The 14,047-nt window shown below is 45.3% G+C and carries 11 protein-coding genes; 2 read left to right on the top strand and 9 right to left on the bottom strand.

What is annotated here, in order from left to right:
* Positions 1-447: 447 nt before the first annotated feature.
* The gene (locus tag I2494_RS20605; protein WP_321206107.1) at positions 448-969 is read right to left on the bottom strand and encodes a tyrosine-type recombinase/integrase; all 522 of its coding nucleotides are present in this window, start codon (positions 967-969) and stop codon (positions 448-450) included.
* Positions 970-1,033: 64 nt separating this feature from the next.
* On the bottom strand, positions 1,034-1,510 hold the full coding sequence (locus tag I2494_RS20600) for a hypothetical protein (protein WP_321206105.1): 477 nt from the start codon (positions 1,508-1,510) through the stop codon (positions 1,034-1,036).
* Positions 1,511-1,722: 212 nt separating this feature from the next.
* On the opposite strand from I2494_RS20600, the gene mutS reads away from it, so the two are divergent.
* Positions 1,723-4,281, top strand: a complete 2,559-nt coding sequence (gene mutS / locus I2494_RS07155; protein WP_218466392.1) for a DNA mismatch repair protein MutS — start codon at positions 1,723-1,725, stop codon at positions 4,279-4,281.
* A 76-nt stretch (positions 4,282-4,357) separates the two neighbouring features.
* Here mutS and I2494_RS07150 read toward each other — a convergent pair whose 3' ends face one another.
* Together I2494_RS07150 and I2494_RS07145 are read right to left on the bottom strand one after the other, a co-directional pair.
* Positions 4,358-4,936, bottom strand: a complete 579-nt coding sequence (locus tag I2494_RS07150) for an MSMEG_1061 family FMN-dependent PPOX-type flavoprotein (RefSeq protein ID WP_218466391.1) — start codon at positions 4,934-4,936, stop codon at positions 4,358-4,360.
* Positions 4,937-4,940: 4 nt separating this feature from the next.
* Entirely contained in the window at positions 4,941-6,047 is a 1,107-nt protein-coding gene (locus tag I2494_RS07145; protein ID WP_218466390.1) for an ABC transporter substrate-binding protein, read from the bottom strand.
* A 268-nt stretch (positions 6,048-6,315) separates the two neighbouring features.
* Here I2494_RS07145 and I2494_RS07140 point away from each other — a divergent pair, with 268 nt between their 5' ends.
* On the top strand, positions 6,316-8,457 hold the full coding sequence (locus I2494_RS07140; RefSeq protein WP_228350864.1) for a TonB-dependent siderophore receptor: 2,142 nt from the start codon (positions 6,316-6,318) through the stop codon (positions 8,455-8,457).
* Between the two features lie 75 nt (positions 8,458-8,532).
* On the opposite strand, the gene I2494_RS07135 is transcribed toward I2494_RS07140, so the two are convergent.
* The 5 genes from I2494_RS07135 to surE all read right to left on the bottom strand — a co-directional run bounded on the left by I2494_RS07135 (position 8,533) and on the right by surE (position 13,892).
* Complete coding sequence (locus tag I2494_RS07135) at positions 8,533-9,912, bottom strand: ankyrin repeat domain-containing protein (RefSeq protein ID WP_218466388.1); 1,380 nt, start codon at positions 9,910-9,912, stop codon at positions 8,533-8,535.
* A gap of 121 nt (positions 9,913-10,033) precedes the next feature.
* A complete protein-coding gene (gene rpoS, locus I2494_RS07130) occupies positions 10,034-11,023 on the bottom strand; it encodes an RNA polymerase sigma factor RpoS (RefSeq protein WP_228350863.1) in 990 nt (329 codons plus the stop codon).
* Between the two features lie 57 nt (positions 11,024-11,080).
* Positions 11,081-12,232, bottom strand: a complete 1,152-nt coding sequence (gene nlpD / locus I2494_RS07125) for a murein hydrolase activator NlpD (RefSeq protein WP_218466386.1) — start codon at positions 12,230-12,232, stop codon at positions 11,081-11,083.
* A 275-nt stretch (positions 12,233-12,507) separates the two neighbouring features.
* Positions 12,508-13,140, bottom strand: a complete 633-nt coding sequence (locus I2494_RS07120; RefSeq protein WP_218466385.1) for a protein-L-isoaspartate(D-aspartate) O-methyltransferase — start codon at positions 13,138-13,140, stop codon at positions 12,508-12,510.
* Between the two features lie 2 nt (positions 13,141-13,142).
* Positions 13,143-13,892 carry a 5'/3'-nucleotidase SurE gene (gene surE, locus I2494_RS07115; RefSeq protein ID WP_218466384.1) on the bottom strand — a complete coding sequence of 250 codons (750 nt, stop codon included), beginning with the start codon at positions 13,890-13,892 and terminating at the stop codon, positions 13,143-13,145.
* Positions 13,893-14,047: the final 155 nt, after the last annotated feature.

The raw sequence follows: 14,047 nt of genomic DNA, 5'->3' as shown, positions 1-14,047 counted from the left end.
TACATTATTTTCAACTACTATCGGAAGCCATGTAAAACGATCCAACTGGTGTATACAGATTTATAAAACAATAAGCATGTATACATCAAACATAAAGATATGATACGCACTTCTATTGCTCAATCCACATTTGATGCTATTGATATAATATAGATACCACTGTGTCGCTAGCCACTGATACAAGAATGAATTAAGCAAGAATAAATCCATTTTCTCGATCAACGGTAAAACTTCCGCTATGACAATTAGGTAATTACAAATTGAAAAATAGCGATAATGAAAGGTCTTTATGCCCTAAACTACGAATATTGAATTCACTTTCACAGCTTAGCTCAAATCATTCTACAATCACTGTAATAAACATTCGATGCAGAGCTACTTATCCCTAATTAATTAGAAAGCGACAACGTAGCCAGATGAAAATAGATTCAGAGACAGACCATAACATCAAACAAGACAACCATCCAAATAATCCGCCCACTTCTGCAACCACTTCTTGCACTCAGCGTCATAGCTATACAAATCATATGTGCCTTCAATTCCCTTTCTTGAATGGCCTAAAACTGCCTCTGCAACTTCACTTGGGCATTGTAAGCGTGATAACCCTGTACGAACCGTTCGACGTAAATCATGCGGAGACCAATGAGCTATATCCAACATTTGCCCTGTTTGACGTAGCCGCCATGCATTCTCGGTAAGATATTTTTGCTGAATAGGTAGTTTAGATGCCTGTGATTCAAATAAGTACTTACCAGAAGATAAACGCAACGCTGTCAAAAATGCTATTGTCTGACTGGGCAACTGAACATAACGCTCCATTCCATTCTTAGTTTCTTTCAGGTGAATAGTGCCCTTCTCAAGATCAACATCTTCCCATGCCATATTACACACTTCACCCGTTCGGCAACCGGTCCATAATGTTAAGCGCAATACATTTTTGATCGTTGTTGTATACTCTGAACCCGGCAACCATTTAAGAAATACCGTCAATTCTTTTTCATTTAGAACCCGAATACCACGCTGGCTCGTAACCCTAATTTTTGGTTTGACTCAGACTAGATTTAGCTAATAATGCGGGATTAGCAAAGCTATCATCAAAGTAACCTAAACCAATAGCAAACTCATAGGCAGATGAAAACTCCTTCAGCAGATTTCCCGCTTGTACATTAGCCCCTCGTTCAATTACTCCCATCACTAAATCAACGACATCCTTACGAGTAATTTGAGACGCAACTCTATGCCTTAGCTTTTCCCCTGCATCGTTTTGAAGTGTACGGCGAACCTCTGATTGCCCCTTCCTTTTACGTGCACTAGGGATAATTTTGCCATCATTGCTTTTGCGGTCTTCAATACGCTGAGTCAAATAAAGCTCAATGAGATCTTTTACTGTAAAAATAGGTTCCTGTGATATTTTATTTTCATCTAATCGTTGCTGTTTTTCAGCTTTTCGTTCAGTTGATGGACAACGCCCCTCTCGCCTTGCGTTTTTCAGTTCATGTAGCTTAGTCATTGCTATTACAAGTGAATTTTGCGGGAAGCTTCCAATTATTAGCTGTATGCGTTTGCTCATAACTGGGCTAGTATAGCGGCAGGAAATTTTTGACGTCGGTAGCCCACAAGAAACTCGTAGTCCTGTATTCTCACCTGCACTTTATGGGATTAAATGATTTTTAGTGAAACCATAATCGATATTAAATTCAATAGATTAAACAGACCAATCATATGAGTAATAGTGCAAATTTAGATTCCCACACTCCCATGATGCAACAGTATCTGAAGCTGAAAGCTCAGCACCCTCAGATTTTACTGTTCTATCGTATGGGGGACTTTTACGAGCTGTTTTATGATGATGCCAAGCGTGCCTCCCAGCTGTTAGATATTTCGCTGACCAAACGGGGAGCGTCTGCCGGTGAGCCAATTCCTATGGCGGGCGTACCTCATCATGCGGTAGAAAACTATCTGGCGAAGCTGGTACAGTTAGGTGAGTCGGTTGCTATCTGTGAACAGATCGGTGATCCGGCCACCAGCAAAGGGCCGGTAGAACGTAAAGTGGTACGTATTGTTACTCCGGGTACCGTGAGTGATGAAGCACTGTTGCAGGAACGTCAGGATAATCTGTTAGCTGCTATCTGGCAGGAAGGCGCACAGTTTGGCTATGCCACTCTGGACATCAGCTCAGGGCGCTTTCAGGTTTCCGAACCCGTGGATAAAGAAACCATGGCGGCAGAAATTCAGCGCACCAACCCGGCGGAATTACTTTACCCGGAAGATTTTGCCTCCATGGAGCTTATCGACCAGCGCCATGGCCTGCGCCGTCGACCGCTGTGGGAGTTTGAATTAGATACAGCTCGCCAGCAGCTTAATCTGCAGTTTGGTACCAAAGACTTGAATGGTTTTGGCGTAGAGAAATCAATACGCGCCCTGCGTGCAGCTGGTTGCCTGCTGCAGTATGTAAAAGATACTCAACGCACTTCTCTGCCCCATATTCGCGGTATAACACTGGAGCGCCAGCAGGATGGCATCATTCTTGATGCGGCTACTCGCCGCAATCTGGAACTGACAATTAATCTGTCAGGTGGTACAGAAAATACGCTGGCAGCCATTCTTGACCATGCGGTAACACCAATGGGCAGCCGGATGCTTAAACGTTGGATTCATGCACCAACGCGCAATATTGAACTACTGCGTAACCGTCAGTCGGCTATCAATGAATTACAAGGTTACTACACCGATATTCAACCTTACTTGCGTAATATTGGCGATTTAGAACGTATTCTGGCTCGTCTGGCACTGCGTACCGCCCGCCCACGCGATCTGGCTCGTATGCGCTATGCATTTCAACAATTGCCGGATATCCATCATGTTCTGGCACCGCTGGACTCCGGCTATATTCAGACGCTAAAAAATCAAATTAGCCAGTTCGATGAGTTACAGGCATTATTAGAACGCGCCATTATCGAATCACCTCCGGTATTAATCCGTGACGGTGGCGTCATTGCTCCCGGTTACCATGCCGAGCTGGATGAATGGCGAGCTTTAGCCGATGGCGCAACTGATTACCTCGATCGTCTGGAGATTCGCGAACGGGAAAAACTTGGGCTGGATACGCTAAAAGTTGGCTTTAATGCGGTTCACGGCTATTACATTCAGGTTAGCCGCGGTCAGAGTCATTTAGTACCAATTAATTACGTTCGTCGCCAGACACTAAAAAATGCCGAGCGTTATATCATCCCTGAGCTCAAAGAGTACGAAGACAAAGTACTGACTTCTAAGGGCAAATCGCTGGCCTTAGAAAAGAGCCTGTATGATGAACTGTTCGATCTGCTGTTACCACACCTTGAAGCACTACAACAAAGTGCTTCTGCGCTGGCCGAATTGGACGTGCTGTGTAACCTGTCTGAACGTGCTTATAGCCTTAACTACGTATGTCCACAGTTAACCGATAAACCGGGTATCTCCATCACCGGTGGCCGCCACCCGGTGGTTGAACAGGTGCTAAACGAGCCCTTTATTGCTAACCCGCTACAGTTATCACCACAGCGTAGAATGCTGATAGTTACCGGCCCCAATATGGGCGGTAAAAGCACCTATATGCGTCAGGCAGCATTGATTGTGTTGATGGCCCATATTGGCAGTTTTGTTCCCGCAGAAAGTGCCACCATTGGCCCGGTCGATCGTATCTTTACGCGTATTGGTGCCGCTGACGATCTGGCTTCTGGCCGTTCAACCTTTATGGTTGAAATGACAGAAACGGCTAATATTCTGCATAACGCAACGGAACAAAGCCTGATTCTGATGGATGAAATCGGTCGTGGTACCTCCACTTACGATGGTCTTTCGCTGGCATGGAGCTGTGCTGAAAATCTGGCAAATAAAATCAAGGCCATGACCCTGTTCGCCACCCACTATTTTGAACTGACTACTCTGCCTGAACGTATGGAAGGGGTGGAAAACATTCATCTGGATGCGGTTGAACATGGCGACACCATCGCCTTTATGCACAGCGTACAGCCTGGCGCCGCCAGTAAAAGTTACGGGCTGGCGGTTGCCGCGCTGGCAGGTGTTCCGAAAGATGTGATTAAACGTGCCAGACAAAAGCTGAAAGAACTGGAGTCGCTGTCAATTAACGCGGCTAACAGCACCGCGGAAGGCTCACAGATGGCGCTGATTACCGTTGAAGAAACATCACCGGCGGTAGAAGCACTGGAAAATCTGGATCCGGATACTCTATCGCCTAAACAGGCGCTGGAATGGATCTACCGGTTAAAAGATCTGGTCTGATACTTCCCTTCCTGAACGTAAAAAGCCGGTCAATATCTCCATTGACCGGCTTATGCATCACAGCCAATACCACTATTTACTTCACCGTCTCACGCCCTGTATGAAACTGTATAATCTCATCAAGCGTCGGCGCTTTATCCTTATTGGTTTGGCTTTCGCTATCCCATAATTTCGCCAGGCTGATAGCCTGACCGCAGTGAATAAATGCCTCTTCAATATCAACCACAATCACACATTTCACTTTTTTACCGGTATCAGTAAAAAACTCACACAGAGAAGGATCAATAGAAATTGTCGCTTTACCATTAACACGAAATGTTTCGTTATAGCCTGGCACTAAAAATGTTAAGCCAACCTGTGGATTCTCAATAATATTTTGCAGGCCGTCTAAACGGTTATTACCGGCATAGTCAGGGATTAATAGCGTTTTCTCCCCTACGGTTTTTACAAAGCCCGGATATCCACCTTTAGGTGATGCATCCACACCGTTTTTACCCACCGTAGCCAGCACAAAAAACGGTGACATGGCGATCAGTTTCTGACCATAAGGCGCCAGAAAATCAATCTGCTTTTTCACCACAATTTCATGTGGCATATCGTAGTGTTCACGCAGTTGCTGCTGAGAAGAGACCACGTGTTCAGGTTTTATATACATAATACTATCTCTGCAAAGTAAGCCAGTAAGTCCCGGTTAACTTAACGGGAAGAAACCGTTGATTCATTTCATCCATAGTTTGTTGCGGATCGATATCCTGATATAGCTCTGGCTGGATCCATTTTGCCATCACTTCGGCGCCAACAATGTTAAACGGTGAACCGGAAAAATAGTTCCAGAAGCCATGTACCCGACCATTTTTAACCGCATCAAAAGTATTAATTCCTTTCTGCTCCACCAGCGCTTTTAACTGACGCTGGCTTAATGCCATGTCCACACTGGTACCCAATGGCAGAGCTTTTTCAGGGTCGACAGCTGAATGACCGGTCGCAATATAGACCTGCGGATTTTTCTGGATTAGATACTCAAGACTCAGTAACCCACCATTAGCGGTTGGAAACTTATCGGCGCCCACGTTTTCGCCTTTAAACAGCGAAATATATTCACCAAGTCCACCGGAACCACTACTCCAACAACACTCCCACATACCGGGATAAGCATGAAGCAGCACTCGCGGGTGCTGTAGCTGAGCGCTATCAAGACGGGAAGTTAATTGCTCCATATGGCTTTGATAGAAGGTTATCAATTCTTCAGCTTTCGCTTCGCGATCTAACACCTGCCCCAACACACGCATAGAAGGAACCGTATTTTTTAGCGGTGACTGGTAGTAATCGATAAACACTACCGGAATGTTGCTTTTATTTAACAGTGCTATCAGAGATTGAGAACGTGGAGCCTGCCATGCTTCGAAAATGACTAAATCCGGAGATAACGACAAAATAGTTTCTAAAGACAGTTCATCACCGCTGCCGCTACCAATAGTCTTCAACGTGGAAAGTTTGGGAAATGTCTTCTGAAAAAGTTGGTAAGTGGCAATATCAAATTTCTTCAGTTCACTTCCCCAGCCAACCAAAAATGACGTTGGATCTTCATGGGCAAATGATAAAGCAACAAAACTATAGCCTGATGCCAGAACCACACGTTGTGGCTTTTTATTGATAACGACCTGATTACCTAACACATCAGTCACTGTTTTTGGCCACTCTGCTGCGCTGACCGTCGAAATACTGAAAATCAGTACTAACATCAGCTTTAACAAGCTTTTGCTCATCGAATTCTAAAACCTTTTATATCAAAAATAACAACGGTTAATAGCCTAACCCATTTGAAAACCGGTCGATCATACCACCGCCAATAACTATAGCTCAGAAATAATGATAACTATTCGCAATATATTAGCTTAATGCGCGTTATATCACTGGTTTAAAACTATTCATCCCGCTTCTTATGGTTTCAATTGACATAAACACACAAAAGAAAAGAGAATACGCATGATAAGTATTCTCATTTTAAAAAACATGCATCAGGATACCCCATCTATGAACAACTCGGTTGCACCGAATAGCCCGGCTTACAAGCCATTGGCTTATGCTATTTTACTTAGTCTGGCGGCGGTTTCTCCTGCTATGGCTGAAGAAACTACGAATAAAAAAGAGACTGACGGTAATGAAACTCTGGTTGTCACCGGCAGTAATACAGCGATGAAAATGGATACCCCCGCGGCTGAAACGCCAAGGTCGGTATCAGAAGTCACAGAACAAGATATTAAAGACCGTAGCGCAAAAAAAATTGATGAAGCACTACGCTATAGCGCAGGTATCCAAACCGGTCAGTATGGCGCGGATAATCGTACCGACTGGTTAATCATTCGGGGCTTCGAATGGGCACCTTATCAAAATGGCCTGGCGAGCATTTATAATGAAGCGGGATTCTACTCCTGGCATCAGGAAACCTACGGTATAGAGCGCATAGATGCTCTTAAAGGCCCAGCCTCAATGTTGTATGGTCAAAACCCACCGGGCGGTTTGGTAAACATCATCACCAAACACCCTACCCGTTTAAAGCAGGGTGAAATTGACGTTGCCTACGGTTCAGACGATTACCGCCACTTTGGCATCGATACTTCAGGCCCCGTCAACGACGAAGGTAACGTACTTTATCGCTTTGTTGGCTTTGCCAAGAAAGATAATGGTCCGGTAGATGGCGCATCCAGCGAGCGTTACTACTTCGCGCCAAGCATGTCGATTGATTTCAACGATAAAACAAGCCTGACCCTGCTTACCAGCTATATGAAAGATAACACCAACCCAACGAGCGGCTTTAAGCTGCCATACGGTACGTTGCAAAACACGCCGTTCGGTAAGGTGGATAAAGATACCAGTTTTGGTGAGCCGGGCTACAGCGTTGGCGACTCAGAACAGTTCAACATCAGCTATGAACTAAGTCACATGTTCAACGATACCTGGACATTTAAGCAAAACGGCTCTTACAGCTATCTTAACCTGCTGTTACGTAACGTTTACGGTTCCTATATGCTTGATGACCGTAACGTTCAACGCGGCCTGACCTATCGTGACGGTAGCGCGCAAAACTATGCTATCGACAACCGGTTAGTGGGTAACTGGACGTCAGATCGTTTTGAAAATACCTTGCTGCTGGGTACTGACTACTCAACCATTAACTCACGCGGTACCGATGGTAATATCTATAGTTTCGGCAGTCCGCTGGATGTCTTTAACCCGGTTTACGGTAACTACACGCCTGCCAGCGATGACGAACTGTTTGGTCACCACACCAAGCGCTTTCAGACGGGGCTATATGTTCAAAACCAGCTGAAGTTTGATGACAAATGGCTATTACTGCTTGGCGGTCGTTATGATAAAGCGCGTTCCAGCGATATCATCTCAAACGCTGGCGCAAACAGTAATACGGTTGATAGCCGCATCGATATGGATGACCATAAGTACACCAAAAGTGCGGGTTTGATGTATCTGTCTGACAATGGCCTAAACCCGTACATCAGCTACTCAGAATCTTTCCAACCGCTGTCCGGACGTGATGGCCGAAACAAGCCTTATGAACCGCAAACGGGACAACAAACCGAAATCGGTGTTAAGTATGTACCGGCAGGTTTCAACGGCTACTTTAATGCGGCCGCGTTTGAAATGTATCAAAAGAACATTTTGACGACCTCAAACGACCCAACCATTAACTATGCTCAGGTTCAAACAGGAATGGCGCGTTCTCGCGGTCTGGAACTGGAAGCCGTGGGTTACGTCACCGATTCCCTTCAGCTTCACGCCAACTATACGCTAAACCGTGTAGAAACCATTCGTTCCGGCGATAGCGATGAGATTGGTAATCGCCTGCCGTTAACACCGCTGCACATGGCTTCCCTGTGGGCAAACTACTCCTTTAATGGAAAACTTGAAGGATTAACCATAGGTTCAGGCGTTCGCTATATTGGCAGTACTTACGGCGATAAGACCAACGATAAAGATCTGAAAGTTCCGGCTTACACGCTGTGGGATGCCATGGTTCGCTATGACATCAATAAAGAGTGGCAAGTACAGGTTAACGCCAGCAACCTGACGGATACCAATTATGTGAGTGGTTGTAACTACTGGTGTTACTACGGTGAAGGCCGTAACGTTACCGCTAAAGTTAACTACCACTGGTAATTACGGGTATTTATCAATGCAAAATGGCCCTGAGTTTTAAATCAGGGCCATTTTTTTATTCAATTTCATCAGCCATCAAGGGGCTACTGCTTCCGCACACTTAGCTCTCGATTCAATAATCTGGCATTCGACTGCTACCCCATAATAATTCGACTTCATGGAAGGACTTCCATCAGCCGGGGAAATTTTCGGTGCAAATGTCTTTAAGTAATTAACCAATACCACATCATCAAAATTGGCACAGCTTTCAACTTGTTTAACGAATGTATTTATCTTTATGCTGTCTACCACTGAGCCAACAACCCGCTCTGAAACGTATTTAGTGAAAAAACCATCAAATAGCTTATCCGTGCACTCTTGAATGTCTGTTTCTGCCATTTTGACTTCTTGCCCACGGATAACCGCACCCTGCTTAATTAACCTGTCGCGAAGACTTCCCTGACTCCGACCCAGCGCAGAAACACCGAGATCATCTTTAAGGTTAATATCAGCCCCTAATCGTATTAGTGCCTCAACATTTTCAGGCTTTTTCGCTTCTACTGCTGACATCAGCGGTGTTTTGCCACGCGGAGTCTGATAGTTAATTTCAGCACCATGATGAATCAATAGCTCAATAGTGTCAGGAGTGGCATCACGAGCAGCGACAAATAATGGCGGCTCTCCACCTTTATGGGTGCTATTAACGTTAGCCCCATGTGAAATAAGCAATCGGGTATAGTCAATATTTTGATTATAAAAAGAGTGAATAAGCGGGGTTGTACCATACCCTGTCGGTGCATTAACATCAGCTCCGGCATTCATCAGGAGCGTCATAATATTGGTGTCATATTCCCGGGTAATGGCATAGTCCAGCGCAGTGCTGCCTTCATGATCTTTGATATCAACTTTAGCGTTGGCATCAAGCAGAACCTTAACTGCGTTAATATCCGGCTTCGGATATAGACTATAGTTACCGTCGGATACCAGCATTTCACTCTCATCCGACAATGGCTTGGTTCGCAGGCTTTCGATAGTTTTACGATCTTCTAAAATAGCGTTATGGCTTCCAAGCGCTATCATCAATGGTGTACTGCCATCAGGACACTGAAGGTTTACGTCACTTTTAGCTGCAATCAACATCTTAAGTAGCTCAGGTTGATTATCTACGCCAATCCCCAGCATCAGTGCCGTTACCCCGGAAGTCGTTTTTTGATGAGGATTAGCTTTGCGGTCTAACAGCAGTTTCACCACATCTTCTCGTCTCGCCTGAGCCGCTATCATTAAGCAGCTAATACCTTGAGGTGAAACACTATTGATTTTAATTCCCTGATCCAGAGCGGCTGAAATTTCGCTCAGTTGTCCGTTCAGACACTGTGATAAAAAATGATGAGTTTGTTGAGGGGTCTGTTGCTCATCGCAGCCACTAAGTAGCAACAATCCGGTTGAGATACAGAAAAGACGAATACGATTCAACATATAAGCACCCTATCCATGGTGATAATTTGTCTGAAGGGAATCAATATTGATCAGTCTAACCGATCCAGATAAAAAAACACCCGTGTATAAACACAGGTGTTGTTTCGAGATTTAGCAACGATTATTCCTGAAACAGAGCCTCAATATTCAGACCTTGTTTCACCAGAATCTCACGCAGTTGGCTCAGCCCTTCTACCTGAATTTGACGAACGCGTTCACGGGTTAACCCAATTTCTGCGCCGACATCTTCCAGAGTAGCCGCTTCATAACCTAACAGGCCGAAACGACGCGCTAATACTTCCCGCTGCTTTGGATTCAGTTCAAATAACCATTTAACGATGCTCTGCTTAATATCATTATCCTGAGTGGTATATTCAGGATCATTGTTATTTTCATCCGGTAGGATGTCTAACAATGCGCTATCTGATTCACCATTTAATGGAGAATCCACAGAAGTCACACGTTCATTAAGACGTAGCACCCGACTAACATCACCTACTGATTTATCCAGTTGAAGTGCAATATCTTCCGCACGCGGCTCGTGATCCAGCTTTTGGGAAAGTTCACGGGCAGTACGCAAATAGACGTTCAGCTCTTTAACAATATGAATCGGCAAGCGGATAGTTCTGGTCTGATTCATGATGGCACGTTCAATAGTCTGACGAATCCACCAGGTTGCATAAGTAGAGAAACGGAATCCTCTTTCAGGATCAAACTTTTCTACCGCACGAATAAGACCCAGATTGCCCTCTTCGATAAGATCAAGCAGTGCAAGACCGCGATTGTTATACCGACGAGCAATTTTGACAACCAAACGCAGGTTACTTTCTATCATACGACTGCGGGCTGCGGCATCGCCACGTAATGCCCGCCGTGCAAAATAGACTTCTTCCTGAGCGGTTAATAAAGGTGAAAAACCAATTTCTCCGAGATACAGCTGTGTCGCATCCAGCACATGTTGAGTCACATCTTGTGAAAGCAGTATGTCATCCGTGGAGCTATCTTCTTCGACGCTATCCAGTTGAGCTTTTTCGTCGAACTCCGTGGGTTCATTTTCATCGAAATCGGCATTTTCAGGCCATTCGTTGACTTTCAGCGTATTGGAACTCATTTTTGTTTTCCTACCTGTAAATTGCGACAATCAGGCAGGAAAACATCTCCTGCCCAGTTAACGCTGCGGCAAATGCTGCAGCGGGTTGACGGACTTGCCCTTATAGCGGATTTCGAAGTGCAATCTCACAGAGCTGGTGCCCGTACTCCCCATTGTTGCTATTTTTTGACCTGCTTTGACCTCTTGTTGCTCAGCCACGAGCATTGAGTCATTGTGTGCATACGCACTCAGATAGTCATCATTATGTTTGATGATGATCAAATTGCCATATCCACGTAGTGCATTGCCTGCATAGACAACTCGCCCATCGGCGGCTGCCAGTACCGACTGACCACGAGACCCTGCAATATCGATCCCTTTGTTACCCCCTTCTGAAGTGGAAAAGTTCTCTATCACTTTTCCTTCAGTCGGCCAACGCCAGCGAACATTTGAGGTACTGCTACTACTTGCCGTTGCCGGAGTCGTTGCTGTACTGGTCGCTGCCGTCGTCGTCCCTGCCGTTGTCGCAGTTGGTAACGTTTTATCAACATTTTGTTTACTACTTGAGGCAGTGTACGCGCCTGAATTTGTAGAATCAACACTTGTTGTAGGATTTTGATTAGAAGTCACAGATGAGACGGACGCCCCATTATTGCTGGTTCCAGCCAATGTTCCGCCAGTATTGATGCCACCGCCAACGTTTAAGGTCTGACCAGCTGATAAAGCATAAGGTTCTGAAATGTTATTTTTTTGTGCCAGTTCACGATAATCATTACCGGTAATCCAGGCGATATAGAATAAAGTATCTCCACGAGAGACAGTATAGGTTGGCCCCCCGTTATAAGAACCTTTTGGAATATCTGAGTAGCTACGGTTATAAACAATACGATCGCCGGAAGTAGCAACCTGATTGCTGGCGGCCTTGTTCTGATTAAACGGATTGCCGCTACCCTGAGCAGAGGTATTTGCCGTAGATGTTGCCGGAGCCAGTTCCTGTCCTTCAGTATAAACAATATTAGGACGGCTGGTATCCATTGCCATTGTCGTCGCTGACCCAGAGGTTTTTGCTGGCGTTGAGGTGGAAGCGGTAGAATAGGTTCCGCTGCTATTATTAATAGAAGTAATTGGAGCAGGTTTTGTTGGCTCACTACTACAACCAATCAGTAACATACTTATTGCTGCGCCTATTGTTATACGCCGATACATCATCATCGGGCTTCCTTTATTCATGCTTCCCCCACCGTGTAGCAGAATCAAAACTGATAATATCCATGATTACTCCGTTAATAGCGGAATAAACCTGCCATAAATATGGCGACTTAAAATTAGGTAAATCTGACACTGCCATTGCTGAAAACCATCAGGATCGCAGCAGATAACGTCACTTTTATGCGACTTATACTACTAACAACTCTCGAATAAAGACAGATAGTTATAAATTGGACACTAAATTGATATCTAACGTCAAACAAGAATAGATAAATTTACCTATCTCTACATATGGTTCAGGCCAGTTCCCCTTTAACCATAGGAACAAAACGCACCATTTCAATAGTATCAACCATAAACTTATCACCATAGCGTTGAACCAGTTGCAACAGTTGAGACTGACGCTGTTCCCCCACAGGCAACACCAATCGACCACCGTCAGCCAGCTGTGTCATCAGGGATGGCGGAATTTCATCCGGGGCAGCGGTAACAATAATCGCTTCAAAAGGCCCACGAATCGGCCAGCCTTCCCAGCCATCACCGTGACGGGTTGATACATTATGCAGATCCAACTGTTTCAGGCGCCGCTTCGCCTGCCATTGCAGGCTCTTAATACGCTCAACGGAATAGACATGTTGTGCCAGATTGGCCAACACTGCCGTCTGATAGCCTGAACCCGTGCCAATCTCCAGCACTTTAGAATTTGCGGTTAATTTCAGCAATTCAGTCATTTTAGCCACCATATAGGGCTGAGATATCGTCTGCCCGGCACCTATTGGTAGTGCGGTATTGTCATAAGCCTGATGAGACAGCGCTTCATCAATAAACAGTTCGCGCGGAACGGATGCTATGGCCTGCAGAACCCGTTCATCACGGATCCCTTGCCCGACAAGCTGCTTCAGCAATGTCTGCATACGTTTACTAGGCATTCTCAGGTAACCTTGGTTTGCAATAGCCATTGATTAATTACATCTTGTGCTGCATATGCGGTTAAATCAACCTGCAATGGTGTAATGGATACATACCCCTGTTCAACCGCTGCAAAATCGGTGTCAGCCCCCGCATCATCCTTCTCTCCCGGTGGACCAATCCAGTAAATATCATGTCCTCTGGGATCCTGCTGACAGATAACTTGATCTGCCGGATGGCGCTTACCACAGCGCGTGACTTTAAATCCTTTGATATCACTCAGGGGTAAATCCGGCACATTAACATTCAAAATACGATTAGTACGCAACGGCTCTTGTTCCAACATCCGCAATAATCTGCAGGTCATTATTGCTGCGGTTTCAAAATGTTGGTTTCCCACCAGAGAAACTGCTAACGCCGGTAGTCCTAAATGACGCCCTTCCATAGCTGCCGCTACCGTTCCGGAGTAAATGACATCATCGCCGAGGTTTGCTCCTGAGTTGATGCCAGATACCACGATATCCGGACGCGGTACCATTAACGCATTAACCCCCAGATAGACACAGTCGGTGGGTGTACCTCGAACCGAGATATCCCCCTGTGACTGAGTATGAATGCGTATCGGTAATTCCAGCGTTAACGCATTGGAAGAGCCGCTACAGTTACGATCTGGCGCAACAACCTGTACCTGAGCAAACTGCCGCAGATGTTCAGCTAATATCTGTATGCCTGGCGCAGAAATGCCGTCGTCATTGCTCAGAAGTATTCTCATTATCAATGCTGCCCACAGCCCTTAAATCAATATGAGTGATAGATATTCCGTCGCTCAATGCGCCAGAAACCATGTATCACCATTAACACAAGTTTGATTATAACCACTTCTGCATGCACAGGAAAACCTGACAACCCCATTCAATCACGCTTTCT

The sequence above is a fragment of the Limnobaculum allomyrinae genome, assembly GCF_016649425.1.
In the GTDB taxonomy this organism is placed as follows: Bacteria; Pseudomonadota; Gammaproteobacteria; order Enterobacterales; family Enterobacteriaceae; genus Limnobaculum; species Limnobaculum allomyrinae.
The sequence above is the reverse complement of the archived record's forward strand: the minus strand, read 5'-3'. Positions and strand labels throughout refer to the sequence as shown.